Raw genomic sequence first — 23229 nt, 5'->3', positions numbered from 1 at the left:
TAAAATAGGCTGTCGAGACTTTCTCGACAGCCTGAACCCCGGATTGCTCCGGGGTTGTTTCTTTTCAAGACCAAACTGTGCTTTTGCATGAAGCTACTACCTTGGAATATGTTACCTTATGCCTTACAATGGTAGAGGGAGTGTCATGAAAACATTAGATGAAACGATGGCACATATACCTGTATACTTAAACTGCAAATAAGAGAGGTCTAATGTATGGAAAATTCCATTGAAAATTTGAATTCGGATCTTGCATATGAAAGAGATCTTATAGCGTCTGAGCGCGATCAATTAAAAGAATATTTACATAATTTATCTCAGGATAATAATCAGCTAGAAGCGCAGAGAAATGTTCTAATTGAGGAAAGGGATCAATTAAAACACTATCTGCACAATTCGTCACAGGAAAACGATCAACTAATAGAACAGAGGTCGGTCCTTACTAAAGAACGTGATGAGCTAAAAGATCATTTGATGCGGATTTCTAAAGAAAACAGTAACCGAGAGATCCAAATTCAAGAGCTTCTTTTAGAAGTTCAACAATATAAAAGTTGGGTTCCTCCGGGGCACTATTATTCACCAATACCTGCATTAGATGAAGTGAAATCACAAGAAGATAAAATATTTAAATGCAAACCAACTGAAATACCAGGCATTGATTTGAATACTGAAGAACAATTTATGTTATTTGATGCTTTTAAAGAATATTACAGGGACCTGCCTTTTAGTGATGAAAAGCAAGATAACTTTAGATACTATCTAAACAACCCATTCTTCTCTTATTCGGATGGCATTTTTTTATATTGCATTTTGAGGCATTTCAAACCTAAAAAAATTATAGAAATAGGTTCTGGCTTCTCATCTGCGGCAACTTTGGATGTCAATGAGCGGTATTTTAACAATGAACTTGTATGTACGTTTATTGAGCCGTACCCTGAAAGACTTCAGTCTCTTCTCAAAGCAAATGATAGGGTCAGAATAATAGAAAAAAAACTTCAGGAAGTTGATTTGAGTGAATTTGCTACACTTTCAGCAGGAGATATTCTTTTTATTGACAGCACTCATGTTTCTAAAACAGGGAGCGATGTTAATTATATCTTTTTCGAAATTTTACCTTTATTAAAAAAGGGAGTTTTTATTCACTTTCACGATATTTTGTATCCTTTTGAGTATCTTAAAGAATGGGTTTATGAGGGAAGAGCGTGGAATGAAGTGTATATGCTACGTTCGTTCTTACAGTATAATAACGCGTATAAAATAAAATTTTGGAGTTCTTATTTAATAAATTTTTATAAAGAAGATTATAACAAGTTTATGCCACAATGTTTTAAGAATACTGGCGGAAGTATATGGCTTCAAAAAATGGAATAGTTATAATAAAATTTTTATTTGGTTTACTGTGATGTATGAGTTAACAGATAAGCACTAAAACTTTTTAGATTCAGTAAGAGTTCTTTATCTTATTTTCCACTAACTTATACAGCAAAACGGATTCTATTATGAATATTGCTAAAAAAGTAACGCGCTTGTTGGATATTTTACGGATTATCAAAACCCTAGATTGCTCTGGGGTTTATTTTTTTGCCCATTGGAAAAGATATCACTTGTAAGGAACGTTTGTTCGCATTATAATTTCTACATAATACATCAGGAGGCTACATACATGGGAAAGAAACTTGAGGGAAATGGAATTTGGGAAAGCAGCCGGATAATTATCCCTGAGCATAAAGAGGCGTATCTGAAGCTTATGAAAGACCGTCAGCGCCGCGGTAAACCAGAACTCGACGACCAAGAGGTGCAACTAATCGAACAGGCACTTATAGACTCTTACAACTCACGTACAGCCGTCACGGTGACCGTATTCAGCCCGTTTGATGATGAGGTTATGTCGGGTGTGGTAACAGTAATTAACACGGCTAGACGCGAAGTAAAGCTGTCTCGCGGCGAGGATGATTTTAGTTGGGTTAAGCTGGAGGATATTGTGTCGGCCCAATAATATAAAGAAATACTCACTTATATCCGATATCATTAGTAGGAAAAAACGACTTATAGTATGGTCGAAAATAAACCTAACACAGCCTTTTATTGTCATCAATTGGATTGCCACTCTCGTATCTAGAGATATACAATTAGTTAAAAATACTACGGGGGTATGTTGTGGTGTGGGAGGCTGTTAGGTTTCTGTTTTTTTCTAATATAGAGGCTTTTGCCGTTTTTACTATTATGCTATCAATTTTTCGCATGAAATCCTGGCATTATTTTTGGCCTTCTATGTTCGTTTTTCTTGTGATGAACCTACAAAGTTACTTTCTCCGTGAGGATTTAAAACTTTATTTTCTAGTACCTACGATCACGATAATAGTCTATATATTACTTATAGCAACTATAGTCAGAGTACCAATTTTGTGGGCAAGCATTATATCTGTGACTGGAATGTTTTTGTATACTTTACTGCAACTGATTGTTATTTTGGCCTTGTTCGGTGATTTCAATCAAGATATGCAATTTTCCGCCAAGGGCAGTGTAGTACAACTAGTAACCAGTTTGTGGACCTTTTTTATAAGCTGGTTACTTAACAAGTTCAAGATCGGATTTGATGCTGAGTTTGAGCGATTTCGTTTGAAATGGGAACACATAATAGTGGTTGTTTTTATTTTACTTGCCCTCACAGCGTCAGCCGTTATTATGTTTGTTAATAATATGCTATACATTATGCTTTTTTTGATAATTGTATCAGCCATGTTCTTGTATTATTCCTTGTATAAAGAACGCGAGTATTTTGCTAAAGAAGACGAGGACGATTGAAAGGAGGTGACTTAAATGTCAAAACGCTTTTTTGGAATGTTATCATCTTGCCTGGCTGCTGTAGCTGCACTATCTGTTGGTACAGCCAGCGTGGCTTTTATCCACAGCCCAACGCCACCGGACGAGCTAATGAAATAGGAGGGGTTCTTTTGCTGACTGTAACGACAAACACAGATGGGACATCGGGCTACATGAAACTGTCCGTTAAGTTAGTGAACTGGATTTATTACGATAGTTCTGTTAGAAAGCGGCTTGTTATACACGCTCATACAGGTATTTATTATATGCCGGGTCCGCTAGTGTATTGTAAAAATGCACTTAAAAACAGCGGATACAAATTCATCTCTGCCTCACGTAGTAGCATCTTTAATGCGGACAATGTAGTATCTGTTAATAGTATCTTTAAAGAGGTCCATTTTAGGGATACAGATGGCGGAAAAAAAGAAAAGTGTGAAATATCGCATAATCGCTTTGATAAAGCAATGATCAAGCTAGGTGTTTATAATCCTGGTGCAGTAATAGCATGAATATTAACAAGACCGCACTATAGCGGTCTTTTTTTGTCGAATCAAATGCATTTATTTTGTCGAATTGTGTCATGTTTTAGGGCGAACTCGAGATCCCGAATTTATGTTGCCAAAGCACCTAATATTGGGATTTAATATAGGTATAAGGTTCGATTTTGAAAATAAAGGGAGGCGGATAAGCCTAGATAATTATATAGCTCGGATGTAACAAAAAAACGCCTCCCATAAGAGAGACGCACAAATGTGGGTTGGCATCCCTGCCAGGATAGCCAAGTTAGATCCCACGAATAAGAATTCACAGAGAGTATAAAGGTAAATTGTTTTTTTATCAATCACATCAGGGGAGAGAGAAATAGATGGAAAAAACAAAAAAAATGGGTATAGGAACTGTAAGGCGTGAACTTGGATATAGTATCGAAGAAGCTGCAACCTATGCTAACATTACACCCGATGAATTGACAGGTTATGAAGCTGATCATAGCACAACTCCGATTTTAGTAGCTGTTAAATTGTTAGAATTTTACGATGTTCCCTTCGAGAAAATCGCCTTTAGAAATTGAAATTACCCCCACATTTTTCCCACAATTCGCGTGAATCACGTTGAAATACGTTGATTCACGTTGAATATTTTTTTGTGTAAAAAAGTGCAAACCCCCACGATAGTACCGAACACACTGACAAAGGCTGATGTACATAGATAAAAATTATTGAAAGCGTTGTTTTATAGAAGCGATAAAACATTTGAATGTGTCGGAATAGCCCTGAATGTTCACATAAACGACAAAATCCAGTATAGTGAAAGAAGATTTAAATATTGACATATGGCGTTAATATTACTTAGCTATTTAAAAGGCATATCTTACTTTTGAAAATGTTTACATTGCAAGTCCGTTCACAATGTTTTTACAGAGGAGAGATGTAACGATGACAGCGACTAAAGGTCTGGAAGGAATTGTGGCGACCACTTCCTCCATAAGCTCTATCGTAGATGGCGTTCTCACGTACCGGGGTTATAACATTGATGATTTGGCTGTTAACGCCGATTTTGAAGAGGTAGCTTATTTGTTGTGGTTTGGAAAACTGCCCGATCAAGCGCAATTGCAGGAGCTTCGCAATCAATTAAGCGAATATGCTGCTATTCCGGAGGAAATTATTACTCAGTTAAAGCTGTATCCGAAAGATTTGAGCACGATGGCCGCCTTGAGGTCAGCCGTGTCGTCTCTCGCTTTGTATGATCCAGATGCGGATGATATGTCCAGAGAGTCTAATGTGACCAAAACCGTCAAGCTTCAGGCGCAATTGCCTACCATTGTGGCAGCTATAGCGCGTATACGCGAGGGCTTGGAGCCGATTGCGCCTAAAAAAGGTGTTTCCATCGCTGAAAACTTTTTGTACCAGCTTACTGGCAAGGAGCCAGAAGAGACAGCTGTCAAAGCGTTTAATCAGGCTCTTGTGCTGCATGCCGATCACGAATTGAATGCTTCGACTTTTGCTGCGCGTGTAACGGTAGCTACATTGTCGGATATTTATTCAGGGATTACGTCTGCCATTGGCGCTTTAAAAGGACCGCTGCACGGCGGAGCCAATGAGGCTGTTGCCAGGACACTGGAGGAAATTGGCGGTTTGGATCAGGTGGACTCGTATATTCAGGCCAAACTGGATAACCGTGAAAAAATCATGGGCTTTGGGCATCGTGTCTATAAAAACGGTGATCCGCGTGCCAAGCACCTGCACAAGATGTCCCGTGAGCTGGGCCAAATGAACGGTGATACCACGTTGTTTGATATGTCGGTTCGAATTGAGGAAATTGTGACAGGACAAAAGGGCTTGAAACCAAATGTCGATTTTTATTCTGCCTCTGTTTATACCCAACTGGGTATAAAGCAAGACCTGTTTACACCGATCTTTGCTGTGAGCCGTGTATCCGGGTGGACCGCGCACATTTTGGAGCAGTATGAAAATAATCGTCTGATCCGTCCGCGTGCCGAGTATACAGGCCCGATGGATCAAAAATACGTGGCGCCAGAGATGCGCTAATTCCTTGTTGAAGGAATATCAAGGTTGTATATCCTGAATTTAAAAAATAAGGTACAATAAAGGGGACGGCGAGGGATAGACGTTTTTGTCTGTGATGAAGATCACTTCTTTCGCCATGTACCCATTCATATCTGAGGAGGAAAAGGAACTTATGGTGAAATTTGAAAAGTTTGAGCTCCCAACTGAAGGCGAAAAAATTACGATTGATAACGGTCAGCTACAGGTTCCGAACCATCCGGTTATTCCGTTCATCGAAGGTGATGGCACAGGACGTGACATCTGGAAGGCATCCAAGCGCGTACTGGACGCAGCTGTAGATAAAGCATATAGCGGTACTAAAAAGATTGCCTGGTATGAAGTATTCGCTGGTGAGAAAGCTTTCAATACATACGGTGAGTGGCTGCCTAACGATACACTGGAAGCCATCCGTGAGTATATTGTAGCCATTAAAGGTCCGCTTACGACACCTATTGGCGGTGGCATTCGTTCCTTGAATGTGGCGTTGCGCCAAGAACTGGATTTGTACGTATGTCTGCGTCCTGTTCGTTACTTTAACGGCGTACCGTCTCCGGTAAAACGTCCTGAGTTGGTAGATATGGTTATTTTCCGTGAGAACACAGAAGATATCTACGCAGGTATCGAGTATGCCGAAGGCTCCGAAGACGTGAAAAAGGTCATTCAGTTCCTCCAGCAAGAGCTGGGTGTGAACAAAATCCGTTTCCCTGAAACCTCGGGGATCGGGATTAAGCCGGTTTCCTCCGAAGGTTCAAAACGTCTGGTGCGCGCAGCCATTCAGTATGCTGTTGATCACGGACGCAAGAGCGTAACGCTCGTACACAAAGGCAACATTATGAAATTTACCGAAGGTGCTTTCAAAAACTGGGGTTATGAAGTAGCTGAGGAAGAATTTGCAGATAAAGTATTTACTTGGGCTCAATATGATGCCATTAAGGAAAAAGATGGCGAAGATGCGGCCAATGCAGCTCAAAAAGCCGCTGAAGATGCAGGCAAAATCATCATCAAGGATGCGATTGCTGATATTGCACTTCAACAAGTGCTGACACGCCCATCCGAATTTGATGTTATTGCTACGCTGAACCTGAACGGGGACTATCTGTCCGATGCGCTGGCTGCTCAAGTCGGTGGAATCGGTATTGCTCCAGGTGCGAACATTAACTATGTAACAGGGCATGCCATTTTTGAAGCTACACATGGCACAGCGCCAAAATATGCTGACAAAGACGTTGTGAACCCTGGCTCTGTGATTTTGTCCGGCGTCATGCTGCTTGAGCACTTGGGCTGGAAGGAAGCCGCTGACCTGATCTATAAAGGACTGGAAACGTCCATTAATCAGAAAATCGTAACGTATGACTTTGCCCGCCTGATGGATGGCGCTACACAAGTGAAATGCTCCGAATTTGCAGATACTATTATTAGTAACCTGTAGGAAGGGGAGATGCCACGTGACCATTCAACGTAAAAAAATATCTATTGTTGGCGCCGGTTTTACCGGTGCCACTACCGCTTTGATGCTGGCTCAAAAGGAGCTGGGCGATGTCGTGCTGATTGATATTCCGCAACTTGAGAATCCGACCAAGGGCAAGGCGCTCGATATCCTGGAGGCCGGTCCGGTACAGGGTTTTGACAGCCTGGTCACAGGTACTTCCAACTATGAGGATGCAGCCAATTCAGATATTGTTATCATTACAGCTGGAATTGCACGCAAGCCCGGCATGAGTCGTGACGATTTGGTCAATACCAACGCAGGAATTGTAAAATCCGTGTGCGAGAACGTAAAAAAGTATGCACCGGATTCTATCGTAATAATTCTGAGTAATCCGGTCGATGCGATGACTTATACTGCATACCAAACGCTTGGTTTTCCGAAAAATCGGGTTATCGGTCAATCGGGTGTGCTGGATACAGCGCGGTATTGTACCTTTATTGCACAAGAATTGAATGTATCCGTTGAAGACGTGCGCGGCTTTGTTATGGGGGGGCACGGTGATGATATGGTGCCACTGGTACGCTATTCCAGTGTCGGTGGTATCCCTATTGAAGCTTTGATTTCGCCGGAACGTATTGAAGCAATCGTACAACGGACACGTGTCGGCGGTGGTGAGATTGTGAACCTGTTGGGGAATGGTAGTGCATACTATGCCCCGGCAGCCTCGCTTACACAGATGACAGAAGCGATTGTAAAAGACAAAAAGCGTATTATCCCGGTCATTGCCTATCTGGAGGGAGAGTACGGTTATCAGGACTTGTTCCTCGGTGTACCGACACTTCTCGGCGGCAATGGGATCGAAAAGGTGTTCGAACTGGAATTGACCGCTGAAGAAAAAGCAGCGCTTGATCAATCCGCCGAAGCGGTACGCAATGTAGTTAAAGTAGTCAACGTCTAAATATGTTTATCGTGTAATCTTTGTTTTCACTTACTAAAGGGGTGTCCCATAAGCCATATTATTGGCTGGGGGCCCCCTTTAGTTTTTGAGTAATTCCTTTCTCTAATTACTGAAAATATCAGATTGGATTTGCTATCACCAGCGATGGTAGCAACGTTTCGTTCGCGGAGCCTCCCAAGCCCCCAATCTGAAACTTTCCTGCTTCTCTTTGTCCCTTTTGCCCGATATAATAGATTTGAGTTTTATACAAATGGAGGTAATGAGTAATGTTTTTTCTACACATGATCGGAACATTGGCACTGGGCTTTTATCTGGTATTGCCGTTTTTAGTGGGAAAGATCGGAAGCCTGTCTCCCGCGGCGCAGGAAGGTATGGTGTCAGCTGTTCAGCTTTTGAACCGTATCGCCCAATTTGCACTTATCATTCTGCTGGTTAGCGGTATATTTTTGACTATTGGCGGCCCATATTCCGTGGCATGGATCGTCATCGTGCTTGTGCTGTTTTTGGCCATTTCCGCCATTGGCGGCATTATGGGCAAGCCATTACGTTTGGCGCTGGAAGCACTTCGGAATAATCAGCCGATTAACGGCTATATTGGCAAGATGCGTACATTCAGTACATTGCTCGCAGTATTCCTGATCCTGATTACCTTTTTAATGGTGTACAGTCACATTATTTAAACTTATAAGTGAACGGATTTTACGAAGTCTTGAATTGCAATATAATGGCCTGTGCTTCTTTAGCACAGGCCATTTTGCGATATCAAGCTGCATAGCTGAATTTCAATAATTCCTATGCACATCATGTCGTTGCTTTGGCGAAAATGATAAAAAACAACATGAGTTCACCTACGATGAGATGAGGGGAGACTACAATTACGAGATTGAGGATGAACAAGACACATAACAGGCCCAATAATAAAAGCATTTTCTTGAAGCTTGGCTTGAGATGATGAAACCGATACTGATGAAATACAAGCATAACGGATAAGAAGTAAATCAAAACAGAGGCAAAAGTAAAACAAAGGATAAACAGATACGCCAATTGCTCCAGAAATAAGAGCTGTATCGAAGCTGCAATCATACTGAGTGAGAAATAGATAAACAAATGCCCGTAAATGATGGTTTGTCCTACCGTTTGCTTTGTCTTATCTATACGTTTTTCTACATTTTCGAAGTATTGCCACCAAATCGCAATAACTAATACAAAGGTCAAAGCGGCGAAACCAATGGACGAAGGTGTGAATTTATCGGATTTTAACACTGACAGCATGCTGACGACCGATTCACCCAGTAAAATCAAAGTGAACAGCGCAAAGCGCTCTAATAGATGTGCTGTATGGATTGGCGTTTTTACCAGATTTTTGCGACCTATTAAAGGAACAAGGATGTCAACCGCAATACCCGCATATAAAATGACATATCGAAGCGATGAATCAAACAAGATGGAGCAGCATGAGATGATGATTCCAAGCCAGAAGTAGGTTCCAAAGAAGCGTGCAGTCTCCTGCCTATGATGCTTTTCTCTTCGAGCGGATACCAAATATTGAATCGCAGTTAAGCCCCTTAACCCGATATATCCAATCAGAAATGGTGCGAAATTAGCGTCAAAATCTGCATCCAGACTGGCGGTCATAATCAGAACAAAAAATAGTTCGAGGATCATGAAGATCCGGTGTGTCGTCGTATCTTGGCCATAACGGTTGTTATAAACGCTTTGTCCCACCCAAGCCCACCAAATGGGAATAAAAATAAGAACAAACTTTGCCAAATGCTCCATCGCAATACTACCGTGCTCCACGTGCAATAAAACATGAGTAGCTTTGGAAACTGCGGCCACAAAGAGCAAATCATAAAAAAGCTCCAGCCAGGTCACCTTTTTTTCCAGCATTCTATTCAACAAACCCCCTCATGCTATTCTCGTAATTTATTTTTTGCTGCTTATATACGTAGCTTCCTTCCATAGTCTAGCAGACCACAAGATGTTGGGATACCTTATTTTTTAACGATCTCCATATCATAATCATACATTCCGTTTAATCCGAAAGCTGTTGGGTAAATCAGGAGTAGAGTGGATGCAAATGTTGCATCCTAAGGGATATCTGATTCTAAAAGGAGTTTTTACCATGCCAAAAAGTAATCAAACCCAGCAAACCTTACCCCCACAGCATCAAGAGCAGCAACCGGGAATTGAGTCGAAAATGTCGCCTGCCCCTCAATTTGAAAAGCCGACATACAAAGCGGCTGGCAAATTGACAGGTAAAGTTGCGATTATTACGGGCGGAGACAGTGGAATTGGACGAGCTGTAGCCGTAACGTATGCCAAAGAAGGGGCTGACGTAGCCATCGTTTATCTGAATGAGCATAAGGATGCAGAAGAAACGAAACGTCAGGTAGAGCAGGAAGGACGCAAATGCGTGCTGATCCCTGGTGATATCGGAGATGACCAATTTGCTAAAAAGGCGGTTCAACAGACGGTTAACGAGCTGGGCAAGCTCGATATTGTCGTGAACAATGCGGCGGAGCAGCATCCGCAGCAAAAGCTGGAGGATATCACCAAAGAACAGTTGGAGCGCACTTTCCGTACGAATATTTTCGGTATGTTCTTCCTGACACAAGCAGCTTTGCCACATTTGAAAAAAGGGAGCGCCATCGTCAACACAACGTCAATTACTGCGTATGCCGGAAATAAGACGCTCATCGACTATTCATCAACCAAAGGGGCGATTACCGCGTTCACTCGCTCCCTTTCACTCAATTTGGTGGAACAGGGCATTCGGGTGAATGCTGTAGCCCCTGGTCCAATCTGGACACCACTAATTCCATCTACGTTCGATGCCAAAACCGTCAGCGAGTTTGGTGGAACACAGCCGATGAAGCGTCCAGGGCAGCCGGAGGAACTGGCGCCAGCCTATGTATACCTTGCTTCAGATGACTCTTCCTATGTAAGCGGACAGGTTATTCATATCAACGGCGGTGAAGTCATTAACGGATAAGCAGAAGGTTGGGGCAGTCCATGCCCCGGCCTTTTTCCTTTTTGCAGTGGAACAAAAAGCAGGTAGCCTGTAGAATGGGACTTAACTTACATAAAGGATGGGCATATTTTATGAAATCGTTTCGTTTCAGGCTTACCCTGATTATGCTGATTTTGATTGGTGTATCTGTCCTTGCTGCGGGAATTACCATGGGACAAATTTTCAAAAATTCAAACATGAAAGTGCTTGAGGAGAACATGGGGCGGGAGATCGACCTGCTTCGCGCTACATTTCCCTTTGTCAATGCAGACGCTCTTTCCAGCACAGATTATGTCTCTTATTATTCTGAAAAGGCGAAGGAAATTGCCCGTCTGACGGAATCGCGTGTGACCTTCATTCGCAAGGATGGGACGGTGATTGGCGATTCGTTAAGCGATCCGCGCAAGATGGAAAACCACGCATCCCGCGAAGAAATTAAACAAGCCTCGACAGAGGGGATCGGACGCACGATACGCTACAGCGAAACCTTGCAGCGAAACATGCTGTACGTTGCAGAGCCTGTTGTGTCGGATAAAGGCTTTGACGGATATATCCGTTTGTCCATGAACCTGCAAGCGGTAGAGGAGGGAGTACAACGCGGCTGGACAGCCATTGGAATTGGACTTGTGCTGCTGTTTCTTGCTGCCGGGCTGGTCAGCTATCGTATTGCCCGCAGCCTAACCTCACCCATTGAGCATATTACGGGTGTAGCCAATCGTATTTCCAAGCTGGATTATGATGCCCGGGTAGGCATAGAGCGCAGGGATGAGGTAGGGCAACTGGGCGAAGCTATTAATCGTATGGCAGACAGTCTGCAAAACCAAATGAAAACGATCCGTGATAACGAGGATTTGCTCCAGAGCGTCATGAGCAATATGACTGGTGGCATTCTGATGATTGATGCCGGTGAGCGTATTGCGCTTGTAAACCGTGAATCTGAGCGGATGCTTGGTGTCGCGGGTAAACGGGTGACAGATAAACCTTATCATGAGCTAAAGAAGCATTACGAGCTGACCAAGCTGATCGAGGGCAGTATACAAAGCCGTCAACAGCTGCATGGAGAGGTGCATTTGTACAATCCTGAGGAACGACTGGTTTTGCTGGATGGTGTACCCATGTATGAGGATGACGGCGGATACCGCGGGATGCTGTTTCTTTTGCAGGATATTACGGCAATTCGCCGATTGGAAAATATGCGAAGCGAATTTGTGGCGAATGTTTCTCATGAGCTAAAAACACCGATTGCGGCGGTCAAGGGGTTCGCCGAAACGTTGCTTGGCGGCGGGGTTAAGGATGAAGAGACAGCCCGTTCATTTTTACAAATTATTTATGATGAAAGTGAACGGCTGAATCGACTGATCGGCGACATTCTGGAGCTATCCAAAATCGAGTCCAAGCGTTCTCCGCTCGATTGCTCTCCAGTGCATGTTTCGTCGTTCATTGAATCATTGCTGGAGAAATTGAACAATGTAGCTGCAAAAAAACGAATTACGCTGCATATGGATATTCCAGATGAACTGTTTATGGAGGCAGATGAAGATAAGCTGCAGCAGATTTTTCTAAACCTTCTGTCTAATGGCATCAACTATACGCTGGATGGCGGCAAGGTCAAGATCAAGGTTATGACAGTACAGCGTGAGAACGACACGGAAAGAGTCGTCTTTACGGTCAGTGATACAGGCATCGGGATTCCAAAAAAGGATTTGCCGCGTATCTTTGAACGCTTTTACCGGGTAGATAAAGGACGCTCGCGCAACTCGGGCGGAACAGGTCTGGGGTTGTCGATTGTCAAGCATTTGGTTGACCTGCATCATGGAACACTTTCGGTGGAAAGTGAGCTTGGCATAGGTACTACATTTACGATTGAATTGCCATTATTGCAACAGGAAGAATGAACTATAATCGTTTTTACATTCTGTTAACAATGTCGTGATAAAATAAACGAGTTCGCATGAGTATGGAAAAGCTTTCGGAATTTTGACCAATGCGCCTTTAACAGGTAAACAGGAGATGAAGTTATTTTATGGGACAACGCTTGCTGGTTATTGAGGATGAACCAACGCTTGCCAGATTGCTATCCTACAATTTGATACAGGAAGGTTTCGAAGTAGATACGGAGGATCATGGGAGTGCAGGGTTTGAAAAAGCCTCCAGAGAGTCCTACGATTTGATCCTGCTGGATTTGATGCTGCCCGGAATGAACGGACTGGATATCCTAAGCAGGCTGCGCCATCAGGGACTAACAACACCAATCATTATTTTAACAGCCAAAAATGGTGAAGCTGAGGTTGTTCAGGGATTAAAGTCAGGGGCGGATGATTACATCACGAAGCCTTTTGGCGTTTCTGAGCTGCTGGCCCGTGTTACTGCTGTGCTGCGAAGAACATCCGGCGGGGATGAGGGTGTGCTGTCTGATCAGAAAGACGGCTCCAAAATTCAACTGGGCGAGCTGGAGATTTACCCTGAAAAATATGAAGTCATTCTTGGAGGGCAGTCTATTAGCTTAAGGCCCAAGGAATTCGAGGTGCTTCTCTATTTGTCCCGCAAGCCAGGTGTGGTACTCACTCGGGATGATCTGATGAACGCGGTGTGGGGCTTTGACTATATTGGCGGTCAACGGACGGTGGATGTGCATGTCAGCTCATTACGCAAAAAGCTGGAGCTCGACCCCGACTCGGTTCATATTGACTCGATCCGCGGTGTAGGGTACAAACTGGTTGTAAATAAAAAAAGAAGCGCTTCTCATTTGCTATAATGAGTAGCGTTTTTCTTTGTGTCCAATTTGTGATTTTACATTCTGCTAACAAACATAGGCGTTACAATCAATAAATGACCGATATGATGTTCCCGTCACTCCAAGTAGTTAAAAAAAGGGGACTTCAGAACGATGATAACGGAACAAAAGACCCAGCCGAGTTCCACTGCCGTGATTGAACGTGATGTATACAAGCCGATTACTACTTACGTACCATGCCGGGAAGTTCCGATTATTGGTACGGACATGTCTTGTAAAGAACTGTTAGCTCTTATGAAAACGCAGGAAGACATCCCCTGTGTCATCGTCGTTGATAAAAATAGCCTTCCATTGGGCATTATTATGAGAGATGCGTATAATCGCCATTTTACTGGCAGGTTTGCTGCCGCCCTCTTTTATGACAAGCCTGCGGCCATATTTGCCGACCCCAACACACTCATTGTTGATCTGAAAAGTCCGGCATCGGACATTGTAGAGCTGGCGATGCTGCGCGATAATCAACGTTTTTACGATTGTTTGCTTCTAAAGGAAGGTACGCGGTTACTTGGTGTGCTCACGATTCGTGATATCCTGTCTGTCGTTCAGCGTATGCAAAAAGAAGCAGACGAGCACCGCGGTAATGTGGTTCGGCATAGCTATGACGGTGTCCATCGTATTCAGACGACAGTGCTGGATGCTGCCAAAGAGGCAGATGACAGTATGCGGCTCACTCGCTCGATGAGTGAATTATCGCGCCGCGGCAAAGTAGAATTGGAGGATGTTCTGCTCTCCTATCGAGCAGTGACTGAGCAAATGCAGCGTCAGCATAAGCAGATGACGGCGCTAACTCAATCGCTGAGTGACATTGCAGGCATGGCCTCGTCGATTCGAGCACTGGCAGATCACAGCGGACTGTTGGCCATCAATGCATCCATTGAGGCCGCACATGCCGGTGAACATGGACGTGGCTTCCAGATTGTGTCACAGGAGGTGCGGAATATGTCCCTCCAAACGAAAGACTTTTCCGTACAGATTACGAGCTTGCTAGCGGATATTGAACAAATGCTGCGTGACACCGCAGAGCTGACGGATACAAGTATAAAGCAGATTCATACAGGCTCCCAATATATATCGGCCGGAACCCAAACCTTTGCCCAACTATTGCAGGCTGTCACGAAAATTGAGGCTAAAAACAGCCAAATGTCCCGTTCAGCAGAGGAAGCTGCCTTGAACGCAGCCGGAATTGCGCAGGAGCTTGAGTTGATGCTGAATTCCTGACCATTTTACATACCGTTAACAAATACACCACACTAATTTTACACACAGCTTATATAATCTTCATATTGTGCAAATCAGGTGCAATGCTTGAGGACCATAACTGCAACACGAAGGAGATCATAAATCCATGAATGATTCCGTAATCCGGATTAATAAGCTGAATTTGTATTATGAGAAATTTCACGCCCTTAAAAATATAAACCTCGATATTCCTGAAAAAACGGTTACAGCCTTCATCGGTCCATCCGGCTGCGGCAAATCAACCCTGCTTCGTACGTTAAATCGGATGAATGATATGATACCTGGAACGCGTATTGAAGGCACCGTGAGTATTGCAGGTCAGGATATATATGGCGATACGATGGAAGTAGAAACGCTGCGCAAGCAGGTAGGGATGGTTTTTCAACAGCCTAACCCGTTTCCCAAATCCATTTATGATAACGTGGCCTACGGACCGCGTCTGCATGGAATCCGGCAAAAGGAAAAGCTGGACGAATTGGTCGAGCAAAGCTTGCGGCAGGCAGCACTTTGGGAAGAGGTCAAGGATTTTCTGAAGCGTTCCGCTCTGAGCTTGTCCGGTGGACAACAGCAACGGCTGTGTATTGCCAGAGCGCTTGCTGTACAGCCGGATATTTTGCTTATGGATGAGGCGACATCTGCGCTGGACCCGATCTCCACGATCAAGATTGAAGAGCTGGTTCAAGAACTGCGGGACAGATATACCATCGTCATGGTTACGCATAACATGCATCAGGCGGCGCGCGTGTCCGGTCGGACTGCGTTCTTTTTGAATGGTGTTGTGGTGGAGGCGGCGGATACAGAGGCGATGTTTTCCACGCCACAGGATTCACGCACAGAAGATTATATTTCCGGACGATTTGGCTAAAGCCAACCAGATGATTAGGACGAAGGGGTGACTTCGAAATGATACGTAGAAAAGGTTTTGATGAGGGATTGGATGAGCTGAGAGCCGTACTGCGCGAAATGGGTGCACATGTTTCGAAGGCGCTTGATCAGGCTATTGAATGTTTGCAGACCAAAAATACAGAATTGGCTCAGCAGGTTGTCAAAAATGATGCATCCCTGAACGCGCTAGAAGAGAACATTCTCGACATGGGTTCCAAGCTCATCATTACCCAGCAGCCGGTAGCCAAGGATTTGCGCCGGATTATTGTTGCATTTAAAATATCCAGTGATTTGGAGCGGATGGGCGATTTGGCACTTGATATTGCCAAGGTCACTCTCCGCCTGGAGGGGCAGCAAATGATGAAGCCGCTGGTGGATATTCCACATATGGCTTCCATTGTTAAAGAAATGATTGACGATGCGATAACATCGTATTTGGATGAAAATACAGATCTGGCCTATAAAATGGCCAAAGAGGATGACCGTGTGGATTCCATGTACAGCAACATGATCAGCGATTTGTATGCCTTTATGGTAGAGAAGCCGGCAGAGGCCTCACAAGCCATGCTGCAACTACTCGTAGGGCGATATATTGAGCGGATTGGTGACCATGCTACGAATATTGGTGAAAGCACTGTATATCTCGTGACAGGGGAGCGGCCAGATTTGAATCAGTAGAGCGATCGAGTATATAGCGGTTGTTTCTGAACCAGACTTGTCTTTGAGATAAAAGGCAAATTTGGTTAGGAAACAGCCGTTTTTTTCTGAAAAAGGGGGCTTGTATGTTAAGATAGAAGAGGAATGCGTAAAATCGTAACAACGTTTCAAATGTATTGATGAACTTGCGAGGTGCAAAATGGATAAACTCATGCTAATAGATGGTAACAGTATTATTTACAGGGCATTTTTTGCAATGCCGCCGTTAACGAATTCGAGCGGACAGCAGACGAACGCGGTGTATGGATTTACAACGATGTTATTGCGACTTCTGGAGGAGCACAAGCCGACACATATTCTGGTTGCCTTTGATGCTGGAAAAATAACATTTCGCCATAAAGGGTACGAGGATTATAAGGGGGGACGGGAAAAAACACCACCGGAGCTGTCCCAGCAATTTCCGCTGCTGAAAGAGCTGTTGACCGCCTTCGGCATTGCCCAGTTCGAGCTGGATGGCTATGAAGCAGATGATATTATAGGTACCCTGTCCAAAACAGCGGACGAAGCGGGTTTTAATGTGTTGGTCGTCACTGGGGATAAGGATATGCTCCAATTGGCTTCCGATCATGTTACTGTCGGCTTGACTCGCAAAGGGGTTACCGAGGTAGAGACATATGGACCTGAACAGATTCAGGAGCGCTACGGCTTGAAGCCGCTGCAAATTATCGACCTCAAGGGACTGATGGGTGATACGTCAGACAATATTCCTGGAATTCCGGGTGTAGGGGAAAAAACAGCGCTCAAGCTGCTGCATCAATATGGATCGGTGGAAGAAGTGCTGGCGCATACGGACGAGCTGAAAGGCAAAATGAAAGAGCGCGTTGAAACCCATGCAGACGATGCGCGAATGAGCAAAGAATTAGCGACCATTTATCGAGATGTAACGCTGGACAAGCAACTGGAAGATGTCGTCTTTAGTGGACTGAGGGCAGAAACAGCCGGACCTGCTCTGGCGAAGCTGGAGTTCAAGTCCTTGCTGGAACGCTTATCCCTTGCGGGTGAGGTTGGCAGTGCAGGCGCAGACGTGGAGGAAGCCACAGCTGACGTGACCGTGCTGGATGAGCAGCGGATAAGCGAATTGGTAGAAGTACTGGATCATGTAGATGTGCTGCATGTGGAGACGCATGGTGACAATCCGCATCATGCTGAAATCGTCGGTCTGATATTTGCCGCAGCGGGACGACAGTTTTTTATGACACTGGACGTACTGCAAAGTGAAGCAGGAACGCCTGTACGCGAATGGCTTGCTGATCCTGAACGCAAAAAACGCGGTCATGATCTGCATCGTACGGATTTGGCTTTGCACTGGCACGGAGTTGAGTTTGCTGGAGCCGAGTTTGATGTGCAACTGGCCGGATACTTGCTGGACCCGACCGATGCGAACCAGACGCTCAGCGGATTGGCAGCCAAATACGGTCTGTCCTCCATTCGTCCAGATGACGAAGTGTTCGGTAAAGGCGCTAAATATAAAGTCCCTGACGTGGATGTACTGTCCGATCATGTGGCCCGCAAGGCGGCGGTGATCGAAGCGCTGGTACCTGTGCAGCAGGCGGAGCTGGAAAAAACGGAAATGCACAAGCTATTCCATGAGCTGGAGATGCCGTTGTCTCGCATTTTGGCCGATATGGAAAAGCAGGGGATTTTGGTGAACGTAGAGGAACTGCGCGCTTTGGGTAAAGAATTTGAAGCCCAGATTGCAACGCTGGTGGGCGAGATTTACAGCATTGCCGGTGTAGAGTTCAATCTGAATTCGCCCAAGCAGCTGGGTGAGATTTTGTTTGATAAACTGGGCTTGCCTGTTATTAAAAAGACAAAAACCGGGTACTCGACCGATGCGGAAGTGCTGGAAAAGCTCGCTCCTTACCATGATATTGTGCAAAACATTTTGCAGTACCGCACCATTGCCAAGCTCCAATCGACGTATGTCGAAGGATTGCTGAAGGAAATTTCGGAGAAAACGGGTAAAGTGCATACGTATTTCCGGCAAACGGTTGCGGCAACAGGGCGATTGAGCAGCCAATTTCCGAATTTGCAAAATATTCCGATTCGGCTCGAAGAAGGGCGCAAAATTCGCAAGGTATTTGTGCCATCAGAGCCAGGCTGGTCTATTTTGGCGGCAGACTATTCACAGATCGAGCTGCGGGTGCTGGCTGATATTTCGGATGATGAGCGGTTGAAGGAAGCCTTTGTCCACGACATGGACATCCATACGAAGACTGCATCCGATGTGTTCGGTGTCCAGGCGGAAGACGTGGACTCCAATATGCGGCGTTCCGCAAAGGCGGTCAACTTTGGGATTGTTTACGGGATCAGCGACTATGGCCTATCGCAAAACCTGAATATCACGCGCAAGGAAGCGGCTCGCTTTATCGACCAGTATTTTGACGTGTTCCAAGGTGTTCGCCGTTATATGGATGATATTGTGAAGGATGCGAAGCGGGACGGTTACGTAAAAACGCTCCTGGAACGCAGACGCTATTTGCCGGAAATTAACGCCAGCAATTTCAACCTGCGTTCGTTCGCTGAGCGTACCGCGATGAATACGCCGATTCAGGGTACTGCAGCCGATATAATTAAGTTGGCGATGGTGCAGATGGATGCAGCGCTTCGAGAACGCAGCCTTCGCAGTCGTATGCTGCTCCAAGTGCATGATGAGCTGGTGTTTGAGGTTCCGCCTGAGGAAATAGAAACGATGAAAGAGCTTGTCCCGACTATAATGGAGGCTGCATTGAAGCTGTCTGTGCCACTTAAAGCAGAAGTAAGCTACGGCTCCAATTGGTATGAAGCGAAGTAAGATTTTTCAATGAGCAGATAGTCCCATTTTGGCGCTACTTCCGCTATAATATAGGATGAGGTGAAGACATCATGCCGGAATTACCGGAAGTAGAAACAATTAAACGAACACTTAACGAGCTTATCGTCGATAAACATATAGATCATGTGACTGTAAATTTGCCGCGTATCATTCAACGACCTGATGATATCCACGCTTTTGCGATGGAATTGGCCGACCACCGGATTACGGGGGTGGAGAGACGCGGCAAGTTTCTGCGGATTTTGCTGGACGGGCTGGTGCTTGTCTCCCATCTTCGAATGGAAGGACGATATGGATTGTACTCGCAGCATGATCCTGTGGAAAAGCACACCCATGTCATCTTTCATTTTAAAGATGGTACAGAGCTGCGTTATCAGGATGTACGCCAGTTTGGTACGATGCACTTATTTCCGGCAGGACAGGATCTGCTTGAAAAACCGCTGAACAAGCTCGGCTTGGAGCCGATGGACGATTCCTTTACACCGGAAATGCTTCGTGCCGCTGTCGGAACCCGTTCGACTTCGATCAAAGCCGCGCTATTAAATCAGTCATATGTTGTAGGTATCGGGAATATTTATGTAGATGAATCGCTATTTAAGGCGGGCATTCATCCGGCACAGCCGGCAAAAAGCCTGACTGGTAGCCAATTTCATGTTCTGCATGAAGCAATTGTCTCTACGCTGGGCGCGTCGATTCAGGTTGGAGGCTCGTCCATCAAATCTTTTGTCAACGGACAGGGTAAGACAGGTGGCTTCCAGCATCAACTGCAAATCTACGGACGTAACGCCAAGCCTTGTGTAAACTGTGGTACATTGATCGAAAAATCTGTTGTGGCCGGACGTGGCACGCATCATTGCCCGGTCTGCCAGCCTCTGCGTTAAACAGGCACATTCACGCCAAGCCCATCCTTCTCATATATTGTTCCAAGTACCAATACTGCGAAGGGCTTCGGCTGTAAGGCCCTTCCTTCGCAATGGGAGGGAATTGGAGTGGCTAATCATTGGGGAGCCCTGCTGTTACTGGCATTTGCGCTAAGTTTGGACAGTTTCGGAGTCGGTGTTACATATGGTCTGCGCAAGATGAAAATTCCATTGCTGTCGATTGCCATCATTTCAGTATGTTCAGGTCTGGTGATCGGCATATCCATGCAGTTGGGCGCATTACTATCTCGTGTCCTGTCTCCTGTATATACGACTGTTTTCGGCGCTGTTATTCTGATCTGTATCGGCTGCTATTCTTTGATTCAAGCCCTGCATCGCAAAGAGGATTTGACGGACGATCCTGTGATCGGGTCTGTTCTGGACCAGAAGAAGGGTGCAGGAAGTACAGAAACAGCCAAGACTTCTCTGAATGCTCCAGAGATACAGCAGGAACGAACGGTATTTTCTCTGGAGTTCCGCAAATGGGGGCTTGTCATTCGTATTCTTCGAAGTCCGTCTGCTGCGGATATGGACAGTTCCGGCAGTATATCCGCGATGGAAGCGGTTTGGCTGGGCATCGCCTTATCGGTCGATGCGTTTGGAGCGGGGTTAGGAGCAGCCATGCTTGGTTTCCAACCCTTGTCTACCGCGCTGGCTATTACGTTATTCAGCGGGACGTTTTTGATTGCAGGTATGAAGGCAGGCTTTTTCCTATCGGCGTTCCGATTTATGAAGGCGCTGGGTGTGCTACCCGCATTATTACTGATTATGATGGGCATATTGAAGCTGTTATGAGGTGAAAGAGCATGAATATCGGATTAACCGGGGGGATTGCTACCGGAAAAAGCACCGTGTCGGCTCTTTTGGTCGCCAAGGGTGCGCTGCTGATCGACGCAGATGCCATTGCCCGGGAAGTTATGCTTCCGGGGCATCCGGTGCTGGCGGCGGTCATACAGCATTTTGGACAAGCTGTGATGAACAGCGACGGAACTCTGCATCGCAAAAAACTGGGTGAGATTGTATTTGCAGACCCTGCCCAGCGACAGGCGCTTAATAATATTACTCATCCCGCGATACGTGAAGAGATGCGTCTGCGCATGGAGGCTTACGAACGGAAGCAGCCGGACAAGCTTGTTTTGGCAGATATCCCGTTATTGTATGAGTCTGGACTTGAGGGCCTGTACGAGGAAATTATGGTTGTTTATGTGCCACGTGATGTCCAGCTCCAGCGTCTGATGCTTAGAGATGGACTGACAGAGGAACAAGCCGGACTTCGATTGTCTGCGCAAATGGATATTGAACAAAAAAGAAGCAAGGCTGATATCGTTATTGACAATAGCGGAACACAGGCTGAAACGAAACGTCAAATTGATCTGTTTTGGCAGCGAAAGGGACTTTCATGAACATACTGCGTAAAAAAAGAGTCCTGCTCACTTTATTTGTCGGTTTTGTCCTGATTCTGTTTTTTAGTTCCAATTGGATGTCGTGGTTTTATCCGATTCAGTACAAGGATGAAATTCGGCAGTATTCGCAGACATATCAAGTAGACCCTTTTTTGGTGGCGTCTATTATCCGTGTGGAAACGAATTTCAAAACGAGCAAGCAGTCAAACAAAGGCGCTTTGGGGCTTATGCAGATTATGCCTGATACGGCCAATTGGATTATGGACAGTGCTCAGGTTCAGAGGGTTCCTTTGGATGACGTAAAGCACGAGCCAGGAGCCAACATTGAGCTGGGGACCTGGTATTTGCATAATCTGTCTGCCAAATTTCAAAACAACCCGGTAGCGATCGTGGCCGCTTACAATGCAGGACCAGGAAAAGTTCAGGAGTGGCTGGATAAGGGAGTGTGGGATGGAAAGGAAGAGTCCATTAAGCAGATTCCCTTCGGTGAGACACGGCATTATGTGCAGCGAGTCATTTACTATTACAGGCAATATACAAAAATTTATAATGAGTTTTGAATGACAAGTAAATGACAATATGGGCCTTCTCGCTTTAAAATGAAAAAAAGCGCTGGAAAGGCTGTTTTTAGCAGCCTATCCATACACTTTTTCTTATTACTTCTACATTATTACCGGGATTATTGGTATTGACCTGCCAATTGTTGTTCGGCGATCGTTACGAGGCGTTTTGTAATGTAGCCCCCGATCGAACCGTTCTCATAGGAAGTCATGTTGCCTTGGTATCCATCTTGAGGAATGCTGATACCCAGCTCTTGAGCGATTTCATATTTCATTTGCTCCAGAGCACCGGAGGATCTGCTGACTACCAGGTTGTTGGAGTTGCCATTGTTTCCTTGTGCCATTGTTGTTCACCTCCTCGCGACGTGGTAAACATATTATGATCCGTTTCGACAAAATTATTACTGTAAAGCATCGGGAATTTATTGGAAAAAGGAAGTGATGATATTATGAAATGTCCATATTGTGCTTACAATGGGACGAAAGTATTGGATTCACGGCCTGCGAATGATAATAAGTCCATTCGCCGCCGTCGTGAATGTGAGCAATGTGCCAGGCGTTTTACCACCTTTGAAATGGTGGAGGAGACCCCTCTTATGGTCATCAAAAAAGATGGAAGCCGCGAAGAGTTCAGTCGTGATAAAATGCTGCGCGGTCTAATTCGTGCCTGTGAAAAGCGTCCTGTATCCGTCGAGCATCTGGATATGATCGTATCCCAGGTGGAAAATGCTATCCGCAATACAGCTGCCACCGAGGTGGACAGCCAGCAGATCGGTGAGCTAGTCATGGAGCAGCTCTACCCTGTAGATGAAGTCGCTTATGTACGCTTTGCGTCCGTCTATCGGCAATTTAAAGACATTAACATGTTTATGAAGGAACTGAAAACATTGTTATCCAAAGATACAGCCAGCGACTGATCGCTGACTGTATCTAGGATAATGGTGGGCAGATAATTATAATTTTTTTATAAAAGTATTGACAAAGGGTACAATATTTTATATGATATAGAAGTCGCTTGAAACGTTTCTAATTACAAAAAAATGGGGCCTTAGCTCAGCTGGGAGAGCGCATCGCTGGCAGCGATGAGGTCAGGGGTTCGATCCCCCTAG

24 protein-coding genes are annotated in these 23229 nt (G+C 45.0%); 22 read left to right on the top strand and 2 right to left on the bottom strand.

The window, feature by feature from the left end; genetic code table 11:
* The first annotated feature begins 216 nt into the window (after positions 1–216).
* The 10 genes from L693_RS0107210 to L693_RS0107165 all read left to right on the top strand — a co-directional run bounded on the left by L693_RS0107210 (position 217) and on the right by L693_RS0107165 (position 8454).
* The gene (locus L693_RS0107210) at positions 217–1371 is read left to right on the top strand and encodes a class I SAM-dependent methyltransferase (RefSeq protein WP_197029842.1); all 1155 of its coding nucleotides are present in this window, start codon (positions 217–219) and stop codon (positions 1369–1371) included.
* 292 nt (positions 1372–1663) lie between these two features.
* Entirely contained in the window at positions 1664–1996 is a 333-nt protein-coding gene (locus L693_RS0107205) for a YolD-like family protein (RefSeq protein ID WP_025716690.1), read from the top strand.
* A 164-nt stretch (positions 1997–2160) separates the two neighbouring features.
* Positions 2161–2805, top strand: coding sequence for a hypothetical protein (locus L693_RS0107200; protein ID WP_025716689.1), 645 nt, complete (start codon positions 2161–2163; stop codon positions 2803–2805).
* 15 nt (positions 2806–2820) lie between these two features.
* Complete coding sequence (locus L693_RS28970) at positions 2821–2943, top strand: AgrD family cyclic lactone autoinducer peptide (protein ID WP_081752102.1); 123 nt, start codon at positions 2821–2823, stop codon at positions 2941–2943.
* Between the two features lie 11 nt (positions 2944–2954).
* Positions 2955–3332 (top strand): LytTR family transcriptional regulator DNA-binding domain-containing protein, encoded by a 378-nt coding sequence (locus L693_RS0107190; RefSeq protein WP_025716688.1) that lies wholly within the window; start codon positions 2955–2957, stop codon positions 3330–3332.
* A 356-nt stretch (positions 3333–3688) separates the two neighbouring features.
* Positions 3689–3892 carry a helix-turn-helix domain-containing protein gene (locus tag L693_RS0107185; protein ID WP_025716687.1) on the top strand — a complete coding sequence of 68 codons (204 nt, stop codon included), beginning with the start codon at positions 3689–3691 and terminating at the stop codon, positions 3890–3892.
* Positions 3893–4256: 364 nt separating this feature from the next.
* Positions 4257–5369 carry a citrate synthase gene (citZ, locus tag L693_RS0107180; RefSeq protein ID WP_025716686.1) on the top strand — a complete coding sequence of 371 codons (1113 nt, stop codon included), beginning with the start codon at positions 4257–4259 and terminating at the stop codon, positions 5367–5369.
* 151 nt (positions 5370–5520) lie between these two features.
* Positions 5521–6816, top strand: coding sequence for an NADP-dependent isocitrate dehydrogenase (icd, locus tag L693_RS0107175; protein WP_025716685.1), 1296 nt, complete (start codon positions 5521–5523; stop codon positions 6814–6816).
* A 16-nt stretch (positions 6817–6832) separates the two neighbouring features.
* Positions 6833–7774, top strand: a complete 942-nt coding sequence (mdh, locus tag L693_RS0107170; RefSeq protein ID WP_025716684.1) for a malate dehydrogenase — start codon at positions 6833–6835, stop codon at positions 7772–7774.
* Between the two features lie 266 nt (positions 7775–8040).
* Complete coding sequence (locus tag L693_RS0107165; RefSeq protein ID WP_025716683.1) at positions 8041–8454, top strand: hypothetical protein; 414 nt, start codon at positions 8041–8043, stop codon at positions 8452–8454.
* 121 nt (positions 8455–8575) lie between these two features.
* Here L693_RS0107165 and L693_RS0107160 read toward each other — a convergent pair whose 3' ends face one another.
* Entirely contained in the window at positions 8576–9664 is a 1089-nt protein-coding gene (locus L693_RS0107160) for a low temperature requirement protein A (RefSeq protein WP_025716682.1), read from the bottom strand.
* 235 nt (positions 9665–9899) lie between these two features.
* Between L693_RS0107160 and L693_RS0107155 the strand changes: the two genes are divergently transcribed.
* The 11 genes from L693_RS0107155 to L693_RS0107105 all read left to right on the top strand — a co-directional run bounded on the left by L693_RS0107155 (position 9900) and on the right by L693_RS0107105 (position 22120).
* Positions 9900–10769, top strand: coding sequence for an SDR family oxidoreductase (locus tag L693_RS0107155; RefSeq protein ID WP_025716681.1), 870 nt, complete (start codon positions 9900–9902; stop codon positions 10767–10769).
* A 110-nt stretch (positions 10770–10879) separates the two neighbouring features.
* Positions 10880–12682, top strand: coding sequence for a two-component system histidine kinase PnpS (pnpS, locus tag L693_RS0107150; RefSeq protein WP_025716680.1), 1803 nt, complete (start codon positions 10880–10882; stop codon positions 12680–12682).
* Positions 12683–12810: 128 nt separating this feature from the next.
* Entirely contained in the window at positions 12811–13542 is a 732-nt protein-coding gene (locus tag L693_RS0107145; protein WP_010349065.1) for a response regulator transcription factor, read from the top strand.
* A gap of 132 nt (positions 13543–13674) precedes the next feature.
* On the top strand, positions 13675–14799 hold the full coding sequence (locus L693_RS0107140; RefSeq protein WP_025716679.1) for a methyl-accepting chemotaxis protein: 1125 nt from the start codon (positions 13675–13677) through the stop codon (positions 14797–14799).
* Positions 14800–14926: 127 nt separating this feature from the next.
* The gene (gene pstB, locus L693_RS0107135; RefSeq protein WP_025716678.1) at positions 14927–15685 is read left to right on the top strand and encodes a phosphate ABC transporter ATP-binding protein PstB; all 759 of its coding nucleotides are present in this window, start codon (positions 14927–14929) and stop codon (positions 15683–15685) included.
* A gap of 38 nt (positions 15686–15723) precedes the next feature.
* A complete protein-coding gene (gene phoU / locus L693_RS0107130) occupies positions 15724–16383 on the top strand; it encodes a phosphate signaling complex protein PhoU (protein WP_025716677.1) in 660 nt (219 codons plus the stop codon).
* Positions 16384–16561: 178 nt separating this feature from the next.
* Positions 16562–19216, top strand: a complete 2655-nt coding sequence (gene polA, locus L693_RS0107125) for a DNA polymerase I (RefSeq protein WP_025716676.1) — start codon at positions 16562–16564, stop codon at positions 19214–19216.
* A gap of 71 nt (positions 19217–19287) precedes the next feature.
* Positions 19288–20118, top strand: coding sequence for a DNA-formamidopyrimidine glycosylase (gene mutM, locus L693_RS0107120; RefSeq protein ID WP_025716675.1), 831 nt, complete (start codon positions 19288–19290; stop codon positions 20116–20118).
* 108 nt (positions 20119–20226) lie between these two features.
* Positions 20227–20952 carry an MntP/YtaF family protein gene (locus L693_RS0107115; RefSeq protein ID WP_025716674.1) on the top strand — a complete coding sequence of 242 codons (726 nt, stop codon included), beginning with the start codon at positions 20227–20229 and terminating at the stop codon, positions 20950–20952.
* A gap of 11 nt (positions 20953–20963) precedes the next feature.
* Positions 20964–21560 (top strand): dephospho-CoA kinase, encoded by a 597-nt coding sequence (coaE, locus tag L693_RS0107110; protein WP_025716673.1) that lies wholly within the window; start codon positions 20964–20966, stop codon positions 21558–21560.
* Positions 21557–22120, top strand: coding sequence for a lytic transglycosylase domain-containing protein (locus tag L693_RS0107105; protein ID WP_025716672.1), 564 nt, complete (start codon positions 21557–21559; stop codon positions 22118–22120). Before coaE ends, L693_RS0107105 begins: the two co-directional genes overlap by 4 nt.
* Positions 22121–22239: 119 nt before the next feature.
* Here the strand turns inward: L693_RS0107105 and L693_RS0107100 are convergent, their stop codons facing one another.
* Positions 22240–22464 (bottom strand): alpha/beta-type small acid-soluble spore protein, encoded by a 225-nt coding sequence (locus tag L693_RS0107100; protein WP_013309613.1) that lies wholly within the window; start codon positions 22462–22464, stop codon positions 22240–22242.
* Between the two features lie 105 nt (positions 22465–22569).
* Between L693_RS0107100 and nrdR the strand changes: the two genes are divergently transcribed.
* Positions 22570–23037 carry a transcriptional regulator NrdR gene (gene nrdR / locus L693_RS0107095; protein ID WP_025716671.1) on the top strand — a complete coding sequence of 156 codons (468 nt, stop codon included), beginning with the start codon at positions 22570–22572 and terminating at the stop codon, positions 23035–23037.
* The last annotated feature ends 192 nt before the right edge of the window (positions 23038–23229 follow it).

Origin of the sequence: Paenibacillus sp. 1-18 (assembly GCF_000520755.1) — a bacterium.
Taxonomy (GTDB): Bacteria; Bacillota; Bacilli; order Paenibacillales; family Paenibacillaceae; genus Paenibacillus; species Paenibacillus brasilensis.
The sequence above is the reverse complement of the archived record's forward strand: the minus strand, read 5'-3'. Positions and strand labels throughout refer to the sequence as shown.